This window comes from Marinimicrobium agarilyticum DSM 16975, assembly GCF_000423345.1.
GTDB classification, from domain to species: Bacteria; Pseudomonadota; Gammaproteobacteria; order Pseudomonadales; family Cellvibrionaceae; genus Marinimicrobium; species Marinimicrobium agarilyticum.
Genome location: NZ_AUHU01000006.1, coordinates 38,501 through 59,367 on the forward strand (window position 1 = coordinate 38,501; position 20,867 = coordinate 59,367).

At 57.2% G+C, this 20,867-nt stretch carries 14 protein-coding genes and 2 pseudogenes; 10 read left to right on the plus strand and 6 right to left on the minus strand.

From position 1 onward, the window contains the following. The first annotated feature begins 9 nt into the window (after positions 1-9). The 3 genes from G547_RS20540 to G547_RS0107380 all read left to right on the plus strand — a co-directional run bounded on the left by G547_RS20540 (position 10) and on the right by G547_RS0107380 (position 5,050). Positions 10-1,821 carry a monovalent cation:proton antiporter-2 (CPA2) family protein gene (locus G547_RS20540; protein WP_036187626.1) on the plus strand — a complete coding sequence of 604 codons (1,812 nt, stop codon included), beginning with the start codon at positions 10-12 and terminating at the stop codon, positions 1,819-1,821. Between the two features lie 189 nt (positions 1,822-2,010). After that, entirely contained in the window at positions 2,011-3,174 is a 1,164-nt protein-coding gene (locus tag G547_RS20545; protein WP_051235012.1) for a GDSL-type esterase/lipase family protein, read from the plus strand. A 22-nt stretch (positions 3,175-3,196) separates the two neighbouring features. Continuing rightward, positions 3,197-5,050, plus strand: a complete 1,854-nt coding sequence (locus G547_RS0107380; protein WP_027329301.1) for a glycosyl hydrolase — start codon at positions 3,197-3,199, stop codon at positions 5,048-5,050. Between the two features lie 51 nt (positions 5,051-5,101). On the opposite strand, the gene G547_RS0107385 is transcribed toward G547_RS0107380, so the two are convergent. Both G547_RS0107385 and G547_RS0107390 read right to left on the minus strand, forming a co-directional pair. Then, positions 5,102-5,626, minus strand: coding sequence for a GNAT family N-acetyltransferase (locus tag G547_RS0107385; RefSeq protein ID WP_027329302.1), 525 nt, complete (start codon positions 5,624-5,626; stop codon positions 5,102-5,104). Positions 5,627-5,761: 135 nt separating this feature from the next. Continuing rightward, entirely contained in the window at positions 5,762-6,274 is a 513-nt protein-coding gene (locus G547_RS0107390; protein ID WP_051235014.1) for a phosphate-starvation-inducible PsiE family protein, read from the minus strand. A gap of 176 nt (positions 6,275-6,450) precedes the next feature. Between G547_RS0107390 and G547_RS0107395 the strand changes: the two genes are divergently transcribed. The 5 genes and pseudogenes from G547_RS0107395 to G547_RS0107415 form a co-directional block, all read left to right on the plus strand. Beyond that, positions 6,451-7,629 (plus strand): hypothetical protein, encoded by a 1,179-nt coding sequence (locus G547_RS0107395; RefSeq protein WP_051235016.1) that lies wholly within the window; start codon positions 6,451-6,453, stop codon positions 7,627-7,629. 578 nt (positions 7,630-8,207) lie between these two features. Then, positions 8,208-9,257, plus strand: a complete 1,050-nt coding sequence (locus tag G547_RS23955; RefSeq protein ID WP_281167762.1) for a glycoside hydrolase family 11 protein — start codon at positions 8,208-8,210, stop codon at positions 9,255-9,257. 96 nt (positions 9,258-9,353) lie between these two features. Further along, complete coding sequence (locus G547_RS0107410) at positions 9,354-9,632, plus strand: hypothetical protein (RefSeq protein ID WP_027329306.1); 279 nt, start codon at positions 9,354-9,356, stop codon at positions 9,630-9,632. 202 nt (positions 9,633-9,834) lie between these two features. Next, positions 9,835-10,152 (plus strand): annotated as a pseudogene (locus G547_RS24035) (cellulose binding domain-containing protein); the annotation flags it as partial. An 18-nt stretch (positions 10,153-10,170) separates the two neighbouring features. Continuing rightward, positions 10,171-11,508 (plus strand): annotated as a pseudogene (locus G547_RS0107415) (endo-1,4-beta-xylanase); the annotation flags it as partial. A gap of 234 nt (positions 11,509-11,742) precedes the next feature. Here G547_RS0107415 and G547_RS20550 read toward each other — a convergent pair. The 3 genes from G547_RS20550 to G547_RS20555 form a co-directional block, all read right to left on the minus strand. Next, positions 11,743-13,941 carry an alpha-glucuronidase family glycosyl hydrolase gene (locus G547_RS20550; RefSeq protein WP_036187629.1) on the minus strand — a complete coding sequence of 733 codons (2,199 nt, stop codon included), beginning with the start codon at positions 13,939-13,941 and terminating at the stop codon, positions 11,743-11,745. Positions 13,942-14,081: 140 nt separating this feature from the next. Then, positions 14,082-14,432: a PilZ domain-containing protein gene (locus G547_RS0107425; protein WP_027329308.1), complete on the minus strand. Its 351-nt coding sequence runs from the start codon at positions 14,430-14,432 to the stop codon at positions 14,082-14,084. Next, on the minus strand, positions 14,425-16,752 hold the full coding sequence (locus G547_RS20555; RefSeq protein ID WP_051235020.1) for a DUF1631 family protein: 2,328 nt from the start codon (positions 16,750-16,752) through the stop codon (positions 14,425-14,427). Before G547_RS20555 ends, G547_RS0107425 begins: the two co-directional genes overlap by 8 nt. A 538-nt stretch (positions 16,753-17,290) precedes the next feature. On the opposite strand from G547_RS20555, the gene G547_RS0107435 reads away from it, so the two are divergent. Both G547_RS0107435 and G547_RS0107440 read left to right on the plus strand, forming a co-directional pair. Next, on the plus strand, positions 17,291-17,872 hold the full coding sequence (locus G547_RS0107435) for a sigma-70 family RNA polymerase sigma factor (RefSeq protein ID WP_051235085.1): 582 nt from the start codon (positions 17,291-17,293) through the stop codon (positions 17,870-17,872). Next, positions 17,869-18,567: a ChrR family anti-sigma-E factor gene (locus G547_RS0107440; RefSeq protein WP_027329310.1), complete on the plus strand. Its 699-nt coding sequence runs from the start codon at positions 17,869-17,871 to the stop codon at positions 18,565-18,567. Before G547_RS0107435 ends, G547_RS0107440 begins: the two co-directional genes overlap by 4 nt. Before the next feature lie 88 nt (positions 18,568-18,655). Here G547_RS0107440 and pnp read toward each other — a convergent pair whose 3' ends face one another. Continuing rightward, positions 18,656-20,785 carry a polyribonucleotide nucleotidyltransferase gene (pnp, locus tag G547_RS0107445; protein WP_027329311.1) on the minus strand — a complete coding sequence of 710 codons (2,130 nt, stop codon included), beginning with the start codon at positions 20,783-20,785 and terminating at the stop codon, positions 18,656-18,658. Positions 20,786-20,867 lie beyond the last annotated feature (82 nt).

A 20,867-nucleotide genomic window follows, 5' to 3' on the forward strand; every position in this document is an offset into this window, starting at 1 on the left:
GACAAGACCATGCAGCATGTTTTAATTGACGTCGCGGTTTACCTTTGTGCCGCCGTGATTGTCGTGACATTGTCCAAACGTCTGGGCTTTGGCTCGGTGCTGGGCTACCTGGTGGCGGGCAGCCTGCTCGGGCCGCACGTGTTGAACTTCGTCAGTCATCCGGAATCGGTACTCCACTTTGCCGAGTTCGGGGTGGTGATCATGCTGTTTCTGATCGGGCTCGAGCTTCGCCCTCACCGGCTTTGGAATTTGCGCCGCGCCATTTTGGGCATGGGCGGGGCGCAGGTGGTGCTTTCCGCACTGGCGTTGTCCGGGGTGGCCACGGCGATGTCCGTCGCTCCGGCGGAAGCGGTTTTGATCGGGCTTGCGCTCGCACTCTCCTCCACGGCTATTGTGCTGCAAACGCTCGAAGAACGGGGCCTGCTCAGCTCGAGCGTGGGCCAAAACAGTTTCTCGGTGTTGCTGTTTCAGGATATTGCCGTGATTCCGATACTGGCCGCGGTGCCCCTGTTGGCCAGAAGCAACGGCTCGAGCGCCGAGACGCCCGTGGGACATGACCTGTTGTCCGCTTTTCCGGCGTATTGGCAGGCACTCATCACGTTGTTGGTGATCGTCGGCATTATCGTCATCGCTCGCTATCTGTTGCGCCCGGTGTTTCGGGTGATCGCCAACGCCCAGCAGTCCGAGTTGTTTACCGGCTTTGTTCTGTTGATTGTGGTGAGCGTGACGCTCGCCATGACCGCCATCGGTTTATCACCGGCGCTGGGCGCGTTTATTGCAGGCGTGGTGTTGGCCGAGAGCGAGTTCCGCCATGAAATTGAAGCGGACCTCAACCCCTTCAAAGGGCTGCTGATGGGGCTGTTTTTCCTCAGTGTGGGAGCGAGCATTGACTACCCACTGCTGGTCGACCAGCCGCTCCTGATTCTGGGCGCCGCCCTCGCCCTGATGCTGATCAAGTTCATGGTCCTGTATGGCGTCGGCACGGCTTTTCGGTTCGGCCCTTCGGAGAAAGTTCTCTTCGGTATTTCGCTGTCACAGGGCGGCGAGTTTGCCTTTGTCATTTCCGCCGCGGGACTGACCGCCGGCGTGCTCAGTCAAGGCCACGCCCAGGTGCTCAATCTGGTGGTGGCCGTCACCATGGTCGGCACCGCCTTGCTGTTTATGGCATTTGACCGCTTCTCCTCCCTGCGCCAGCGAAAATCCGACCGACTATACGACCGTCCCTCTCCCTCGAAGGGCGTCATCATCGCCGGCTACGGGCGTTTTGGGCAGATTATTGGCCGTATGATGAACAGCTACAAGATCCCTTTGACGATTCTGGACAGCAGCCCGGGGCAAGTGGACCTGGTGCGCCGCTACGGCAACAAGGTCTACTACGGGGACGCGTCCCGGCGCAGCTTGCTGGAGCAGGCCGGCGCGAACGACGCCTCATTGCTGGTGGTGGCCGTCGACAATCCGGTCAAGTCACTGTCCATTGTCGATACGGCCCGTAAACACTTCCCCGAGCTGAAAGTGATCGCCCGAGCGGTCGATCGCAGTCACGCTTATGAGTTGAGAAAACGCGGCATTCAGGCCATTCGCCGGGAGACCTTCCACTCCGCGCTCAAGGTGGGGGAAGACGCGCTCATCGCATTGGGGCAAACCCCGGAACTGGCTGCCCGACACGCCCAGATGTTTGGCGAGCACGACGAGCGCACTTTTGAGGAACTGGCGCCATTGTGGGGCGATGAGAAGCGCTACGGACAAGCCGTGAACCAGAACCTGGAAAGCCTGCGACGCGTTCTTGAGGAGGATCGCCAGCGAAAAGAGGAGAGTGAATAAAGCGTTGAAATTTGAAAGTTTTTTCTTATTTCAAATTATTCTGATGACCTGAGCAAAGTGAGACACAGCTAATGTTCCGGGCCCTGCCCTGGCCACTAGACTGTCGCCGGCCGTTGTAACCGATTGTCATTCCAATAAAAGCGGATCAGCGCGCCACCTTCACTCACTGTCATCAGGAGCGACAGCGCTATGACGCACTCTCACAAGCGGTTATTTCATACTCTGCTTTTGCTATCGGCAATGGTTACCGCTCTATTCGCAGGCGCCGCCACAGCCCAGACCCGCATCATGCCACTGGGCGATTCCATTACCGGCTCCCCCGGCTGCTGGCGAGCCCTACTGTGGAATCAGCTTCAGGACGCCGGCCATACCGATATTGACTTCGTGGGCACGCTGCCCCCTCAGGGCTGTGGCGTCGCGCACGACGGCGATAACGAAGGTCACGGCGGTTACCTCGCCACCAACATTGCCTACGACAATCTGCTGCCCGACTGGCTGGCGCAAACAGACCCGGATGTGGTGATCATGCACCTGGGTACCAATGATGTCTGGAGCAATCGCCCCACCAATGACATTCTGGACGCTTTCACCACACTGGTGGAACAGATGCGGGCGAGTAATCCCGGCATGACCATTCTGGTCGCACAAATTATTCCCATGGACCCTAACGAGGCCTGCGCTCAGTGCAACCAGCGGGTGCAAGCCTTGAACAGCGCGATCCCGGGCTGGGCCGACAACCTCAGTACCGCCGCCTCGCCCATCATTGTGGTGGATCAGTACACCGGCTTTGATTACAACGCAGACACCTATGACGGGGTCCACCCCAACGCCAGCGGCGACGAGAAAATCGCCGACGCCTGGTTCGGCCCACTCGCAGAGGTTCTGGAGGGCGGCAACGCCAGCTCTTCATCCAGCGTTGCCAGTTCCAGTAGCCTCAGCAGCTCAACCTCCAGCTCGGCGTCCTCATCCAGCAGTGCCCCCGGCCCGCTTCAATGCAACTGGTACGGCACTCATTACCCGCTGTGCGACGGCCAGACCAACGGCTGGGGCTGGGAGAACAATGAAAGCTGCATTGGCTATAGCACCTGTGATAGCCAACCAGCGCCCTACGGCGTAGAAGGCGAGGCGCAAAGCAGCAGCGCCGTGAGCAGCGTTGCCGCCTCCTCTTCAAGCCACTCCTCCAGTGACCAATCCTCCAGCGAAACAGCCAACCAGCAATGCGACTGGTACGGCACCCTTCACCCCTTGTGCGCCACTGAGGACGAAGGCTGGGGCTATGAGAACAGCCAAAGCTGTATAGGACGCATCACCTGCAACGACCAGTACGGTGATGGCGGCGTCGTCAATCTTTAAGCAATAACAACAGGAGCGTTTTATGAAACCCTTTTTCAAACTGTCCGCCTGGCGAAGTGCCATGGCGGCCACTCTGTTACTGTGCGGCGGGGCGGCTCAAGCCAATACCGTCAGTGGAGATAACAGCACCAGCGCCACTCTGTCCATTCAAAGCGATTGGGGCAGCGGTTATTGCGCCTCTGTGAGCGTCAACAATAATGGCAGCGCCGCGGTCAGTTCGTGGGCGTTGACCCTGGATACCAAGCAATCCCAGATCAACAACCTGTGGAGCGCCAACATCAGTGGCGATACCGTCACGCCCATGGGGTACAACCGCGAGGTTCGCGCGGGGGCCAGCGTCAATTTCGGTTTCTGTGCCAACAGCACCGGCAGTGATTACCTGGCGGAACTCACCGGCTTGACGGTCAACGGAGGTGGTAGCTCGGCGAGCCAGTCCTCCAGCGTTGCCAGCTCGGTTGCCTCGAGTGCTGTCTCATCCAGCATGTCATCGGCGGTTTCTTCGTCGGTGTCTTCATCCATCGCTTCGTCGGTGTCTTCTTCACTCTCCTCCAGCGCGTCGTCTTCGGTCTCTTCAAGCGGCTCGTCCAGCTCTGAGGGCGGCGAGGTCATTCCCAATGCGACCAGCAACGGTTGGCCCTACTGCCGCTCGGCGGCCTCCGACCCCGACGGCGACGGCTGGGGCTGGGAGAACAGCTATTCCTGCATCGTGCACGGCTCTGACGCCGACCCCGGTGCCGGTGACTTTCCCTACTGCCTGATCGGCGAGTCGGAAATTACGCTGTGCAATACCGACACCGGAAGCTGGGGCAGCGAAGGCGGCTCGGTGTGCTTGTCTGAAAGCATGTGCCCCGGAATGGGCAGCAACACCCAAGGCCCGATGCGCGACGAGCCGGTCAACCCCAGTGCCAACGAGACCACCGAAGCGGTGTACAGCTACCTGCAATCCCAATGGGGCAACCATATGCTGTCCGGGCAAATGGACCAAACCTGGCTGGATTCCATTGACCAATTCCAGCGGGTGATCAATGACACCGGCAAGGCGCCCGCCATCATGGGCTACGACTTTATGAACTACGGCCTGTACTGGAATGGTATTTCCGGGCTGAATCAGACCGAGGAAGCCATCGAGCACTGGGAGCGCGGCGGCCTGGTCACTTTCACCTGGCACTGGCGTGACCCGAACGCGCCGGAAGGCGAAATCGGCGAGTTCTACACTGAAGACACTGACTTTGTGATTCCGGTGGTGGAAGGTGAGCTGGATAGGACCAGCACCAGCTTTGCCAACATTGAAGCGGACGTGGATATGATTGCCGCCGAGCTGCAAACCTTGGAAGACGCTGGCGTGACCGTTTTGTGGCGCCCCTTGCACGAAGCCTCAGGCGGCTGGTTCTGGTGGGGCCGCAACGACCGCACCGACGATGTGCCCGCCGCTTATGCCCAAGTGATTCTGTGGCAATACCTGTACGAGCGGCTAACCAATTACCACGGTCTGGACAACCTGCTGTGGGTCTGGAATGGCCAGAGCGCCGCCTGGTACCCCGGTGACGAGACCGTGGATATCGTCAGCCACGATATTTACGACGGCGCTCAGAACTATGAGTCCCAGATCGGCACCTACGAGCTGACGGCCAATTATCCCCACGAACGGAAAATGGTCGCACTGAGTGAGAACAGCAATATTCCGGACCCGGACCTGATGGCCGAAGACGGAGCCTGGTGGTTGTATTTTATGGTCTGGAATGACGTCGATACCCCCGAGGGCGTGACTAACGACTCCAACTTCTGGACCGGCGAGTACTACAACACTCAGCCCCACAAGGAGCATGTCTATAACCACGAACGGGTGATCACCCTGGATGAACTACCGGCGTTCTGATTGAACCCGCCACACCCATCCCAAAAAAAGCCCGCGTAATGCGGGCTTTTTTTAGCGGTCGCGCAAGCGCTCGCATTGTTGTAAGCGGCGCATCATGCCGTGGGAGTTCAGCATCACTTCGCCTTTGTGCTGAAATCCACACTTGGCCAATACCCGGCCGCTTGCCAGATTGTTGCGCATGTAGTGGGCATGGATGGCCGACAGGCCGAGCTGGCTGAAGCCATAATGGACCAGGGATTGAACCGCTTCCGTGCAGTAGCCTCGCCCCCAGAAGGGGACCCCCATCCAGAAATCCAGGCTGCCGGTTTCCCCGGAAAAGTCTGTCAGGCTGACCGAGCCGACAAGCTCTTCGGCGTCACGCCGGGTGACGGCGTAAACGACTTTATCGCCCTGGTTGAACGCCGGTGCCAGCGTCGCGATCCAGTTTTCCGCCATGCCTGCGTCATAGGGCTGGGGGATATTGACCGTCATTTGAGCCACCCGCCAATCGCCCGCCAGCGCCTGTACACGCTTGGCATCGCGCTGTTTGAAGGGGCGCAGGGTGAGTCTGTCGGTTGTGAGAATCGGCTGTTCCATAGTAATGCTCCGTGCGTTGATAACGGGAAGAGACGACCGTTGATCTGAGTCAAACAATACCTATCGCATGGCAATGCTTATTAATAAGTCTGGCCTCACTGAAGTTGAGCCCTTGAGGAAACCCGACGGCAGGACTCAATCGTCCCACCGGTCGTATTGCTGGCCCTGCCTTAGCAGCCAGTAGGTTAGCCCCAAGGCGAGCGTCGTGGCAGCAATGCCAATCAGGTAGAGAGGCGTCAATTCGTCGAAATCCAGCACGATCACTTTTCGGGCAATGGCCATCAAGGCAGTAGCAACCACCAACTGCACGGGAAATATGTTCGTCCCAAGATACAGGCGAATATTGATGAAGATCTCAACGGCAATCAGTACGGCCATAAAACCACCGAACGTGTAAAAGATATCGTTGATATCCAACAGGTAAAGCGGCGGGGTCATCAGGCGATCATAGATGATATAAATCACATCACCCACGCCCCAAAGAATGACGGCGACCATCAGAACGGCCAGAACTCGAATGGCGAACCGAATGATCCTGTGGAGCTGCCGAAAGAACTGATCCGGGAAATCAATCGGTAGTTCCTGGTGCAACTCATGCTTTTTCTCAGGGGGCGTCGATGAGGCGCCCCCCTCTTCTTTCTCGGCCATTCATGCACTCCACAAAAGCAGACATAGACGCTGGAGCACCTTGCTCCTTTCCGGATTATATACCACCATTTGCCCCGAGGGTTGCCAAATCGGAGTAGACTGAATATGCGCAACGGCGACGCCACAGACTGGAATCCATGCTACGTTGGGAGAGCCCCAAAAGCACGCTTAATCCTATGAATGAAACACCAGAACGCCATCTCCGTATACTTCTGCAGAGCGTCGCCAAGCGTTTCGCCCTTCTTCTTGGCATGGCTTCACAGCTCCCGGCAATTGCATCGACCGAGTCTCCTGAGAACTCGACTGCTCTGGAGGACAGCTGGCTGGAGGTGGTGAGACAGACACCCTACTGGGAGAGCCAGGGCGTAGCTCAAAATATTGCCACCATCCGAACCTGGGTCCTGTTCAGCACCGGCTACTGCAGCGAGCCTGACCGCCACATCCTGTTTGACCGAAGGGGCCAGTTTCTCGCGTATATCGACAACGCGGACTCATCCAAAGAAACTGTCGAGCGGCTTAACCAGACGCGAGCCCGGCTGGTGGCGGAGTCCAGGGTGAAGCTATGGAGCCCTGGCTCGACCACCAGCCGGGGCTACCCGTTCGCATTGGCCTGCCACCAACCGTTTGTTGATATGAACGAAGCCATCGACAGACTGACCGGAACAAGCGAAGAGTATCGGCTGTGGGGCACCTGGGACGGCATGACCGTCGGCGCGAAGGATCAGCCGGTTTCCCTGATCAAACTGTTTGAGGTTGTCTACGAACATCGTAAAGCTCAAGGTCGGTTCAGCTTTCCCGACGGGACCATGGCGACGTTTCTCGGGAAGACCATCATCGAAAGTGGCGGGCAGAAAGACGCACTCTCCCGCCAAGCCGCTCAGGGTATTATGCAGCTGCGACCGAAGGTTCTGAACGATTGTCAGGTTCCCGAGCCATATCGGCTGCATCGAATGGTGCAGGTGGACTGCGCCCTGAGGCTGGTGGAGCAGAACCATCGAAACTTGAAGGAACCGTTTGACGCGGTATTCGGTCACCTTCCCCTCAAAAAGCGTGAGGCTCTCTATGATCTTCTGTTGACCCAGGCCTATCAGATCGGCGTGGGACGCGCCATTGATCTGCTCACCGACAGTGAGCTCGGAAAGGCCGCCCGCTACTTCGCACAACACCAGGCCCTGTTCAGCCCGGAAGACATTTTGGTTGGCATGATTTACCACAATGTCGGCCGCACCGACATTGGGTTGCGCACGCTCTACTACGTCACCGACACAAGGCTGGCTCAGAAAGAGCTCTGTGCGTCTTCGTCAATGAAAACCCATCGTTGGTGCCAAACCGGAAACAGCGCGGGAAAATACTAGACCATTACAGAAAAACAGCGTTTTGAATACGATTACATTCTTTGAACGCCATATACCAATTTGAAATATTAAAAGCGATATCAGACGACACCTCTCCATTGACCTTTTCCCGCCGGCGCTTCTTCGTTCTCATCACCAAACGACCCACAAGCATGATTTCTCCTATGTTGGGCGAGAGAGCTGTATGACATTCATACAAACCCGGCCTGAAGCATCTTATAGTCTTTCTGAATATATAAAAGTGTAACACCCTCTCGGCAATTATGGTTATATTGACTTTAAGGTGACGGTTAACGACACTTCGCCTGCTGGTTCAACCGCTCTTCGGCAAGTGGAAGACACGGATTGGCATGGGCGCCGAGCACTACACCGCAACTTTCAAATAATAACCGGTGACTGTTTCGGTCTCACGAATCAGCGCAGTGAGTCATATCAGACAAGGCCTCGAGCATTACTGACAGTGAACACGGTCATAACTTGCACCGATAAATACGCACGGTCAGTAAGCACACAATAAATTTAAGCAAAGAGGATTCATTATGAAGTTTCTTGACGTCATATCAAAGCAAGGGGGATGGGTGAAATCACTCTCCTTCGCCCTGCTCACTGGCGCCACAGCGTTGGGTGTGTCAACCGCAACCGCCCAGACCATCTGTGACAATCAGACCGGTAACAATGGAGGCTTTTACTACACCCACTGGACCGATGGCGGTGGTTCCGCCTGTATGACTCTCGGCTCCGAGGGCAATTACAGTTACGAGTGGTCAAACACCGGCAACTTCGTGGGCGGCAAAGGCTGGAGCACCGGCGCGTCCAACCGCATCATCGGCTATAACGCCGGCAATTACTCACCTTCTGGCAACTCTTATCTGACACTATACGGTTGGACGACCGGCCCGTTGGTTGAGTACTACGTCGTCGACAGCTGGGGAAGCTACCGTCCACCGGGTGGCACTCCCGCCGGCACCGTGACCACCGATGGCGGCACTTACGACCTGTACCGGACACAGCGTGTCAACAAACCTTCGATTGAAGGGAACACCACCTTTTACCAATACTGGAGTGTTCGGACCTCCAAACGCCCACAGGGCAATAACAACACCATCACTTTCCAGAACCACGTGGACGCTTGGGCCCGTCAAGGCTGGAACCTGGGCAGCCATAATTATCAGGTCTTGGCCACTGAGGGCTGGCAAAGCAGTGGCAGCTCCAACGTTTCTGTTTGGCAGTCCGGTACCGGTGGCGGCGGTGGCAACACCGGTGGCGGAAGCAACGGCGATTCCGGTGGCGGCAGCGGGTCCAACGACATTACCGTCCGCGCCCGGGGTACCAATGGTGATGAACGTATTAACCTGCGCGTTAATAACACCACCGTTGCCAGCTGGACGCTGTCTACCAACATGAGTAACTACACCTGGAGCGGCAATGCCAGCGGCGGCATCGTAGTGCAATACGAAAACGATGCCAGCGGCCGGGATGTGCAAGTGGATTACATTCAGGTGAATGGCTCCACCCGTCAGTCTGAAAACCAGAGCTATAACACCGGCGTCTGGCAGAACAACCAGTGCGGTGGCTCCAACAGTGAATGGTTGCATTGCAACGGTTCTATTGGGTACGGCAACCTGTAAGTCAATCTCCTTCACTCACTCACAGGTAGTCATCGGGGGGCTCTCAGGAGCCCCCCTTTTTTCCAAGAACCGTCTCGACATTAACGGGGTGCAACTATGAGGGTGCTGGCAATTTTAAGTAGTTTTCTTTTTTTGATACTGAGCACATCCAGTTTCGCTCAAGTTGACATTTACCAGAGTGACGCCTACTCCGTAGAAGAAATGTGCGCGCGTGAAGCCGAGCAAAATGACGCCGCCGATTATAGTAGCGCCTATGAGAACTGTATCAAAAAAAATCAGGACAACCCCATGTATCATGCCGATGCAGGAAGCACCGATCCCCACTCACAAGGAAGCGACGATTCAAGTGGTGACGCAATGGAAAGCGAGCCCTGAAATATCCTCATTCAATGGACATTTTAGCTGTTGTAGTAAGGAAGCGATATAACAATAACTTCGTTTCTATGCTTGATGTATTTGACGCGGAATTTCTATTTTCCGGTAATCGGCAACGGTACGTTGCCTGTCATCAACACCTATCTGATAACAGCAACAGGAGTGTTTTATGAAACACAAATTGCGCAATACGCTTGTCTTTATGTCGGCAGGCCTTCTCTTTTCCGGCGCGGCCAATGCCGTGACCTCCGGTCCGGGAGAGGCCACCCTTTCTGTAACGAACAACTGGGGATCCGGTTATTGTGCCAGCGTTGATATCGCCAACAATGGCGATGCCAACATCACCAGCTGGACCGTGGATCTCAACCTCAATGGCAGTACCATCAACAACCTGTGGAACGGAAATCAAAGCGGCACCACGGTCACGCCCGCAGCCCACAACTCAACCGTCGCTCCCGGGAGCAGCACCAACTTCGGTTTCTGTGCAAACGGCGGAAGCCCCGCGAGCATTTCCGATTTTAGCGTTCAGGGCGGTGGCAACGACAATAGCTCCAGCGCGAGCAGCCAAAGCTCAAGCTCAAGTTCAAGCGTTTCCAGCTCGCCAGACAACGGCGGTAGCAATAGCATCACCGTACAGATGAGCGGCACAGTGGGCGATGAGAGCGTCAGTCTGGAAATCGGCGGCCAGACCATTGAAACCTGGACTCTGGCCACCGGCATGATGAATTACAGTGTAACCACCGACGCCTCCGGCGAGCTTCGCGTGGCCTTCACCAATGATTCCGGTGATCGCGACGTGCAGGTGGATTACATTATTGTCAATGGCGTCACCTACCAAGCCGAAGATCAGCAAGACAATACCGGTGCCTGGGACGGTGAGTGCGGTGCGGGTTCTTACTCGGAAATGCTGCACTGCACTGGGTCCATCGGCTTCGGCAATCCGTTTGACGGAAGCTCCTCTTCTTCAAGCTCCAGCAGTTCTTCCAGCTCAAGCAGCAGCGCCCCCAATCCGGGCAACCCGAACTTCCCGGGTTTCTTTGTGGGTAACATCACCACCAGCGGTAGCGTGCGCTCCGATTTCACCCAGTACTGGGATCAGATCACTCCGGAAAACGAAGGCAAATGGGGCTCGGTTGAAGGCACTCGCGACCAGTATAACTGGGGTCCGCTGGATGCCATCTACGACTATGCGCGCGCCAACGGCATTCCCGTCAAGGCTCACGTACTGGTGTGGGGCAGCCAACGCCCGGGTTGGATCGACGGTTTGAGTGCGTCAGAACAGCGGGCGGAAATCGAAGAGTGGATCCGCGACTACTGCGACCGCTACCCGGAGACTGAGATGATCGATGTGGTGAACGAGGCCCTACCCTCTCACGCACCGGCCAACTACGCGGAAAATGCCTTTGGCAGCGACTGGATTACCGAGTCCTTCCGCCTGGCTCGAGAGCACTGCCCGAATGCGGTTCTCATCTACAACGATTACAACTTCATGACCTGGGATACCGATGCCATCATTGACATGATCCGCCCAGCAGTGAACTCCGGCTACGTGGATGCATTGGGTCTTCAGGCACATGGTCTGTATAACCCGAGAGTCTGGACCGCACAGGAAATCGAGGACAAGCTGGACCAGATTGCCTCGCTGGGTCTGCCGTTGTACATCTCCGAGTATGACATTCAAGAGTCCAACGACCAGCTACAGCTTGAATACATGCAGACACACTTCCCGATTTTCTATAATCATCCGGATGTGGTCGGCATCACTCTCTGGGGTTACGTAGTCGGCGCGACCTGGAGGGAAGGCACAGGCCTGATCCAGAGCAACGGCCAGCCTCGCCCCGCGATGGAATGGCTGATGGATTATCTGAACCGTTAAAACCCACCGCTAGAACTGACAAGCTCTCATGGAACGAGAGCTTGTCACACCCCTGCTCCACCCTCACAAAAACAACCTCCCTTTCTATCGGCAAATGCACTCTGACGAGCGCATCGTCCTGAGCAGGCTCTATTGCTTTGTGTTAATGCCAAGCGCGGCTTCCCAGAATGGAAAAGACGTTAGCGCCTCCGAATCCGGTAACCCGGAAGCGCCTCAACGGTAGGAGCGAATGCTTCAGTAATCGACCGTGCGGTCGTCGCCCTTCGGATGCCACGGGTCCGGCACATAGAACCGGTGCTCCTGCTTTTTATAGTAATCCAGCGTGTGTTCAGGCTCGGGGGATCCTTCAGGCAAAGGCAGGCCGTTCACGCTTTGAAAGTACGCGACGGACGAATCCCGCCAGCGAATGGCATCGCGCAGCTGAATTTCGAGCAACGCTTTCACGTGCTCATAACGTTGCTGGTCGATCAACCCTTTGATGCCCTGCCACTGGGCTTGCATCTGACGCACCTGCTCGACGCCTTTATCGTATTTGTGCACCAGTTCTTCCCAGAGTGTTCGACCAGAATCCATTTCGTAGTCCCAGCCCAGATGATGGAACCAGAGCAGGTAGTCTTCATCAATTTTTTCGAGATTACCAAACCGTTCGGTGACCGGCTCATGATACTGCTCAATGGCGTTAGAGCCGGTTTCGGTGCGGTCGAAACCGATACCTTCTTCATCAGCGCGGTGATAGTAGGTCGCGGTCCAATCCGGGCGACCGGAGGTATCGTGCCAGGGCGCCGGGCCGTAGTGGTGGCCCTGAGCGTACAGATGGGTCAGTCCCAAGGGGCTGCGGTAATTGACACCCGCCTCACGTGACATGGCCATGACCTCACCAATCGGATCCAGAAAGGCCCCGTCATTGGTAAAAGTCATCCGCATCCACTCTTGCGCAATTTCTTCAGAGCTCAGGGTGTAATCCCAGGCCAGTCGGCCAAAGGCGTACCAACTCGATTGCACAAACGGGTGGCCGGTCCAATTGCGGTCCGTGCCGGGGTTGATGACTGCCGCCATACCCGTTTGTTCGTACTCGAACACCTCACCACCGAGCAGTTTGCCGATGGTACTGCCTTCACCTTTGGCGTAGGTATCGGTATCCAGGACCTCTTCAAACAGGGTGCCCATATAGGCCAAATGGTAGGAGAAACCGAAGTACTCCTGGGTGACCTGGAGCTCCAACATAATATTGGTGTCTTTCAGAGCACCGAACAACGGTGAAAAAGGCTCGCGTGGCTGAAAGTCGATGGGGCCATTCTTGATTTGTAGGATCACATTGTCTTTGAACTTGCCGTCCAACGGCATGAACTCGTCGTAGGCTTCACGGAAGCGGTCGCCCTGCTCCGGGGAGTAAACAAACGCCCGCCAGAAAACCACGCCGCCGTATGGCTCCAGGGCCTCGGCCAGGATGTTGGCGCCTTCGGCGTGGTTGCGTCCGTACCCCTGGGGCCCGGGTTGACCTTCGGAGTCCGCCTTGACCAGAAAGCCGCCCAGGTCCGGAATGTGTTTATAGACTTTCTCTACCCGATCTTTCCACCACTGCTGCACTTTTGGGTCGAGGGGGTCGGAGGTCTCCAGGTCACCGAAGGCGCGCGGGGAATCATAGTTGATCGAGAGATAGGTCTTGATACCGTAGCGGCGAAACACGCTCGCAAGCGCGGCGACTTTCTCCAGAAACTGGTCGGTGAGAATGCGCGGGTCGGCATTCACGTTATTGATAACGGTGCCGTTGATGCCGAGGGAGGCGTTGAACCGGGCATAGTCCTCGTAGCGGGGATTTTCATCGTACTGTGGCAAGGTCCCCCACTCCCACAGAGACAAACCGGCGTAACCACGCTCCACCAGACGGTTCAGGTTGTCCCAGTGGTTGACCACCCGGTGTTGTACCTTTGGGGCTTCGGCGATGGCCAGCGGCTCAACCTCTTGTCGCGTTTGTACTAGACGCAACAGATGGAACGCGCCGTAGAGCACCCCACGCTCACCTTCTGAGGCGATTACCGTCACCGGGCGTCGTCCGATTCGGGTCGTTTCGATCAGGTAGCCCTCAGGCCCCTGCTTGGCGAGGCGCTCGCCCCATCCAAGCCCGGCAATCAATTCGGAACTCTCCGGCGTGCCAATGACCAACGAACCGCGCCGACTGAGCTCATCCGAGCGCTCCGGTGGCTCGCCCAGCATGTCGGCGAGCCCCTTTTCCAGCTCCTTGGCGGCGGAGGCGACAACGGCGGAATCGCCAGTGACGACGAGTGTGCGGAACTGGCGTTGATACGTCTTGGCCAGCGAGCGATTCTCAATCGGGGGGTAGCGCAGCCACATTTCGTAGCCGTCGGCAGCGCAAACAGTCAGCGTAGCCAAGGTACAGGTCAAGGCCAGCCCTAACGCCAGGAGTTTTTTCATAGCGGTAACCTACTCTCTATCAAGGCCATTTTATGGATTATGGGGTCGCCAGCATATTATAGTCATTTTTACCTTATTGAAAGTCGGCACAACGCCTGGACGACGCCGAAGGAGGCGGGGGGAAATGTCATGGAAGGGGTTTATTCCGCCGGTTGACCGATATGTTCGATCAGGCTTTCGATGTCCTCGGCCGCCTGGGGGGAGGCATCAATGATATTGAAGCCGGACCAGTGTTTGCCGTTGTGATCAGCGTTGCGGGTCCAGAGACAGTCCACACCCAGGTGGATGCTGTTGCGGCCGTTAATGGCCTTGGGGAGGTGCAGGTCCAGCTTGTAGAGCTTGTCTTCCTCCATGGGCTGATCACCCATCAGCATGAAGCCATGGCTGTTAAGGTTTACCAGTCGCCCGAGATATAGATCCCGCAAGTTGTCGTAAACATCGACGGCATCGCTCAATGTGTAGCGCTGCCATTGGCGTTGATGATCAACCATGCACTGCTTCCTCTGCCGACTCGCCGCCGGCCTTGGCATTCAATTGCTGGTAGATGTTCTCCAGGGCTCGCTCGAAGAACGGCTTGGTGCTGCCGGCAATAACCCTGGCCCGCCCCGCGATCATATCACGCGCCAGCTGCAAACCGGAGTTCATGGCGACTTTGCGCCCCTGTTGGTCGACCAGCATGTAGTGTAGGGTCCGTTTGTTGTACCAGGCGACTTTCAGGCGCCGGCCCCCCTCGTACTCAAACCAGGTCCCAAATTCGATCATTTTCAGGTTGTCGACGATCTTCTGCTCTTCCTCGGTGACCGGCTCTTCCTTTATCCGGCTCTGACCGGCCTTCTCTGCCGCGATGCTTTCCAGTTTGGAACGCATGGGCGCTGGCGCCGGTTCCGGACGGCGACTTTGCAGGGCCATTTTTTGCAGGGACGCGACCGCTTCAAGCAATTTTTTGCCCTTGCCCTGGTCGTAGCCGATGTTGTCGAAACCGGCTTGTAGAGCTCGAAGCACCCCGCCCTGAATCTCGATCTGGCGCGCTTTGTCCGCCTCCAGGGTCTTTGGCTCCAGGGTCCAGAGTAGCTCGTCCATGACTTTCAGGCACTGACGCCAGCTATCGGAGCCCTCCCCGTAGCGCAGAATGACAAAGGAAAGGTAGTCCGACCAGGGTTGAAGCAGCAGGAGCAGTACCGCCGAGGGCAGCTCCCGGTTGTCGGTGCGCTTGCGCACCTCGTCATTGACCTTTTGCTTGGCCTCACGCAGCTTTTCCTCGCCCTGAACTTTCTCCAGAGCACGGCGCTCCATCAATTCCTGGCGGCGAGCCAGGTTGTGGGTGTAGGCGTTGAACTCCAGCAGCACTTCGGCGAACAGGCGCACGTCGTTTTTGAATTCCGCCAGCAACCGGAAAACGGTGGTTTTGATCTTGTTGTACATATCGTACTGGCTGGTACCGTCGTTGCTCACCCAACGGGCACCGGCCTCGGCCAGACTGTTGAGCAGCACCCGTGCAGGATGGTCAGTCTGCTCAAAAAAATCCTTGTCGATAAAAGCCATTTTCAGGAAAGGCGTGTGCAGGTAGCTCAGCAGAGCCTTGACCGAGTCCGGCAGATTGTCATCCGATAGCATGTATTCGAACAACAACCCTACCAGATCAATGGTATCCAGGTCGCCCGGATCGACGTTGCCCGGATCGTCACTCTCAGCCGCGATCTGTTCCAGCATCTGTTGGCTGACCTTCTGAATCGACTGGGGGGCTGTAATCAGCCCACTTTCATTCTGGGAAGTCAGAGCCTGGGACTGAGTCAACGCCTGGGCCTGGAGGTTTTCCAGTACCCCCACAAGCTGTTCATTGCTGTAGGGCTTAACGGATGACGCACCCGCCGCGGAGGGAGCGGACGCACCACCAGCATTGGGGGCGGGCGCCGCCTGTTGAGTCAAGTGGCCCTGGAGTAAGCGGATGGCGTTGTACAGGCCGGCCTGGTATTGAGTATCAGCCGGCGTGGCCATACCGCTGAGCAGACGGTCGGAGGCCCGCCGTTGGGGGACGCCATCACGTGTGGGCGCATCGCTCTGAGCGGCGTCCTCTGCGGCAGAGGCATCCTCTCCGCGGGAGCCTTCGGACGACTCATCCAGGTTGGCGGTGTAGTGTAAGTTCGGGAGTAGATTCTGTTCAATAAAGTAGTGGTTGATCTCCTCATAGAGCTCATCCAGAGGACCAATCACCTCTTTATCAAAGGTTTTGTACCCGATGATTTTGGTTTTGTTGTCCAGAGTGAGGTTCAGCAGTGCTTTGCGCAACGCTTCGCAAAACTGCACGGGGCTGACCGGGTTACCTGCTTCGTCAATCTTCTCGCCCCCGTTAAGCAACGCCATCCGTTGATGCAGCGACCACAGTTGGCCTGAAAAGTAGCCATCGGCCCTGTGGGTAATGGAGGTAATGGCGATGGTTTCTTCCAGGTCGGAGTGCTCGACCAGGGAGAGCATATCCCCGCTGAATCGCTCCTCCCCGGTCAGGGTGTTCAACATTTTGTTTTTGAACTTGACGAAGCCGTTACTGAGCCGCTGACAGACGTCGTCCTCGATTTCGTGCTGGGAGGCCTCAAGCATCCGTTTATACTCGAACAGCGCCATGGCCTCTTTATTGGATCGAGCCCGATCGGCATAGTCTTCAAGGCGGGCACACCACTCTCGCCAGAAGACCGGCAGGACTCGCTGGGCGTACTCCACAGCAAGGCCACGGCAGTGCTTGAGGTGCTGCACCGCCTGCGGATCATTCGGATTGGCCGATGCCTTGTCGGCGCCGGAGTGTCGGGGATCGGTCATGTTGGCTCCAGTGGTCTTTTCCGTGATCGTCACTGTTTTGGTCCTCGTCGGGGCATCATCCAGGATTGCGCGCACTACCCACATCGTGCAGGCCGGTTATCTAAGCATAGGTAGATTGTTCTCAATGTGCCACAGAGTGGGACTTTTGTCACACTTTTCAGCGTCTTAAGGCAGCAAAAAAAGCCCAACCGAAGTCGGGCAAACGGGCTAACTCTAAACGCCGCAGGAACCGCTGCTCTGGCACAAACTGAAGAGAATAAGAGCCAATAGCGCTGAGAGGGTCGACAGGCGGTCGCGACAAACGCCCTGCTCATCTCTTATACTCGGTAGAGAAATAGTAGTGCCCAGGATACGGCCACCAGGCCGGCAGGGATCACCCGGCCGGCATTCTTTTCATTCAGGCAGTGATCCGCTCCAGACAGTTCCACGTACTAGTCGAAAACCCCGATGTTCTGCCCAGCACCCCGGCAGACCCCGGCCGACACCGATAAGTAGTGGACGAGCGAGGCGCTGTATGTTGAGGACTAAGGCACAGTCAATGAGTAACACGAGCTCCGCCAATGGAGACGGCCCCGATTGGGGAGAGCTGTTGGCCCAGGTTGCCCATAAGGGCGACACCATGGCCTTCAGGAAGGTTTATGCCCATTTTGCGCCGCGAATAAAAGCTTACGCCATCAACCAGGGCATGCATCAACAGGCCGAGGAGTTGGTTCAAGAGGTAATGACCAGCGTGTGGCGCAACGCCGATAAGTACTGCGGCTCATTGGCATCTGCATCCACATGGATATTTACCATCACCCGAAACCAGCGGATTGATCTTCTCAGGAAGAAAGGTCGTACCAGCAAGGAAATAACCGTTGATACCGAAGAGCTGTGGCAAATACCGACCGAAGACACCACCATCCGCTCCATTCAGGCGATGTCGACCGAGAAGCGCATGCGTGAATCCATCGGCGAGCTACCAGAGGAACAGATGATCGCGGTGCGCAAGGTGTATTACGAGGGTAAAACTCACCAGGAGGTGGCGGAAGAGCTCAACGTCCCTCTGGGCACCCTGAAAGGCCGATTGCGGCTATCGATGAAGAAGTTACGTGTAATGCTAGAGGCAGCTGAACTATGAGTGCACATCACCCTGATGATCTCACGTTGCTGGACTATTCCGCCGGCAGTCTGGGCTTGGCCCAGGCCCTGGCCGTGTCGGTCCATCTGGGATATTGCAACCAGTGCCAGAGCCAGTTGCGAAAGCTCAACGCCCTGGGCGGAGTGCTGCTGGAAGAAACCACCCCCGCGAGCGTCGGCGCCAATGACGACCAGATTCCGGAGCAGAACCACTCTCAAATGGAAGAATTGAACAAGAGTTTCGAGGCGCTGATGGCACGAATCGAATCGGAGCCGGTCGAGCCCCCGAAACGTGAGTCCACCGGGTTCCACAACCCGCTGGAGCGCTACCTCCCGGCGTCTCTGGATGAGCTGAACTGGCAACAACAGACCCGGGAAATTGCCAAGTTTGATCTGACCAACGTGGTGGATATGGGCAGCGCCCGGGTGGCATTACAGAAAATCAAGGCGGGCGCCAAGGTGCCGGTACACACCCACCGCGGCAATGAGCTGACCGTAGTACTGAAAGGCGGCTTCTCTGACGAGCTGGGTGTTTATCACGCCGGGGACTACATAGCGCGAGACCCTAGCCACAAGCACTCGCCCACCGCCCTGCAGAACGAGGACTGTGTGTGCCTGACCGTGCTCGACGCCCCCATGAAGTTCACCGGTCCACTGATGCGTTGGCTGAATCCGCTGTTTGCCTGGCGGGCTTGACGCTAATCCCAAGCAATACCAGCCCAAAACGAAAAAAGCCCGCACTGATTCAGTGCGGGCTTTTTGACGGAGGGCACACCCCGAAGCGCTAGTCTTCGGAGGTTTCCTCACCGGCCGGTGCAGCGGGCTGCTCTTCCGCCTTGGCCTCTTTGATGGACAGCTTGATACGGCCGCGCTGATCCACATCCAGGCACTTCACTTTGACCATCTCACCTTCTTTCAGGTAATCGCTAACGGCGTTGACACGCTCATCCGCAATCTGAGAGATGTGAACCAGACCGTCTTTGCCCGGCAGGAAGTTGACGAATGCACCGAAGTCCACGATGCGCACCACCTTGCCTTCGTAGATCGCGCCAATTTCCGCCTCGGCGGTAATTTCCTCGATCTTGGCAACGGCCGCTTTCAGCGCATCGCCGTCATCCGCGTACACCTTCACGGTACCGTCGTCATCGATATCGATGGAGGCTCCGGTCTCTTCGGTAATAGAGCGGATGGTCGCACCACCCTTACCGATGATGTCACGGATCTTGTCCGGATGGACTTTCAGGGTTTCAAAACGCGGGGCGTTGTCGCTGACGGTCGCACGCGACTCGCCCAGCACCTTGTTCATTTCGCCCAGAATGTGCAGACGCGCGTTCAGAGCCTGCTCCAGTGCCAGTTCCATGATCTGCTCGGTGATGCCCTGGATTTTGATGTCCATCTGCAGCGCGGTCACACCGCTGGTGGTACCGGCAACTTTAAAGTCCATGTCACCCAGGTGATCTTCATCGCCCAGGATGTCGGTCAGAACCGCGAAACCCGTGTCGTCTTTCACCAGACCCATGGCGATACCGGCAACCGGCGACTTCATGGGAACACCCGCGTCCATCAGCGCCAGGCTGGCACCACATACGGAAGCCATGGAGCTGGAACCGTTGGATTCGGTAATTTCGCTCACCACCCGCATGGTGTAGGGGAAGCTGTCTTCTTTGGGCAACACTGCACCCACGCCGCGACGGGCCAGACGACCGTGACCGATTTCACGACGACCGGTCGCGCCCATGCGACCGCACTCACCCACTGAGTAAGGGGGGAAGTTGTAGTGCAGCATGAACGGGTCTTTGCGTTCGCCTTCCAGAGCGTCAATGATCTGGGAGTCACGCGCGTTGCCGAGGGTCGCCACGACCAGAGCCTGGGTCTCACCGCGGGTGAACAGGGCGGAACCGTGGGCCTTGGGCAGAACGCCCACTTCCACGTCGATCGGACGAACGGTGGTGTTGTCGCGCCCGTCGATGCGGGGCTCACCGGCGATGATGCGCGAGCGCACCAGGTTCTTTTCGATGCTGGCGAACAGGCTCTCGATTTCACCCGCTTCGATACCGGCTTCTTCGTCAGCCAACTGCTCTACGGCCTGGGCGCGCAGCTCGGTCAGCTTGTTGTAGCGCTCGGCCTTGTCGGTAATCCGGTAGGCTTCACCGATGGCACCGGCAAAGCCCTGCTCGACTTTGGCCTTGAGCTCGGCGTTCTGCTCAACCGGCGTCCACTCCCAGCGGGGCTTGCCGCCGTCGCGAGCCAGTTCTTCACAAGCCTGGATCACGACCTGCATTTCCTGGTGGGCGTACAGAACCGCACCCAGCATGATGTCTTCCGGCAGCTCCTGGGCTTCGGACTCCACCATCAGCACGGCCTCTTTGGTACCGGCGACCACCATGTCCAACTCGGAGCCTTTCAGCGCCGCGTAGTTGGGGTTGAGCAGGTAACCCTGGTCCTGGCTGTAGCCCACGCGAGCCGCGCCGATCGGGCCGTCAAACGGAATGCCCGACACCGCCAGACAGGCGGAGGTACCGATCATCGCCGGGATATCCGGATCCACTTCCTTACAGGTGGACATAACGGTACAGACGACCTGCACTTCGTTCATGTAGCCTTTGGGAAACAGCGGACGGATCGGGCGATCGATCAGACGGGAGGTGAGGGTTTCTTTCTCGGAGGGGCGGCCTTCGCGTTTGAAGAAGCCACCGGGAATCTTGCCGGCGGCGTAGGCGCGTTCCTGGTAGTGCACGGACAGCGGGAAAAACGGCTGACCGGGTTTGGCTTCTTTGGCGCCGACCACGGTACACAGCACCGAGGTATCACCCATGGTCACCATAACCGCACCAGTCGCCTGACGGGCGACACGGCCGGTCTCCAGGGTTACGGTTTCGCCACCGTATTGGAATTTCTTGATAATCGGATTCACTCTTCTATCCTTCTGTTCTTCACGTTCATTTCATTCAGTCATTGACTGCCAAGACGCGGAACCGTTCAGCGCTCACTACTCA

What these genes read in the sequence shown, in the direction of transcription:
- G547_RS0107440 (WP_027329310.1), top strand. Translation starts at nt 17,869, where the DNA reads ATGAGTGCACATCACCCTGATGATCTCACGTTGCTGGACTATTCCGCC.
- G547_RS0107390 (WP_051235014.1), bottom strand. Translation starts at nt 6,274, where the DNA reads ATGGCCGAGAAAGAAGAGGGGGGCGCCTCATCGACGCCCCCTGAGAAA.
- G547_RS0107395 (WP_051235016.1), top strand. Translation starts at nt 6,451, where the DNA reads ATGAATGAAACACCAGAACGCCATCTCCGTATACTTCTGCAGAGCGTC.
- G547_RS0107435 (WP_051235085.1), top strand. Translation starts at nt 17,291, where the DNA reads ATGAGTAACACGAGCTCCGCCAATGGAGACGGCCCCGATTGGGGAGAG.
- G547_RS0107385 (WP_027329302.1), bottom strand. Translation starts at nt 5,626, where the DNA reads ATGGAACAGCCGATTCTCACAACCGACAGACTCACCCTGCGCCCCTTC.
- G547_RS20540 (WP_036187626.1), top strand. Translation starts at nt 10, where the DNA reads ATGCAGCATGTTTTAATTGACGTCGCGGTTTACCTTTGTGCCGCCGTG.
- G547_RS20545 (WP_051235012.1), top strand. Translation starts at nt 2,011, where the DNA reads ATGACGCACTCTCACAAGCGGTTATTTCATACTCTGCTTTTGCTATCG.
- G547_RS20555 (WP_051235020.1), bottom strand. Translation starts at nt 16,752, where the DNA reads ATGACCGATCCCCGACACTCCGGCGCCGACAAGGCATCGGCCAATCCG.
- G547_RS0107425 (WP_027329308.1), bottom strand. Translation starts at nt 14,432, where the DNA reads ATGGTTGATCATCAACGCCAATGGCAGCGCTACACATTGAGCGATGCC.
- G547_RS0107410 (WP_027329306.1), top strand. Translation starts at nt 9,354, where the DNA reads ATGAGGGTGCTGGCAATTTTAAGTAGTTTTCTTTTTTTGATACTGAGC.
- G547_RS0107380 (WP_027329301.1), top strand. Translation starts at nt 3,197, where the DNA reads ATGAAACCCTTTTTCAAACTGTCCGCCTGGCGAAGTGCCATGGCGGCC.
- G547_RS20550 (WP_036187629.1), bottom strand. Translation starts at nt 13,941, where the DNA reads ATGAAAAAACTCCTGGCGTTAGGGCTGGCCTTGACCTGTACCTTGGCT.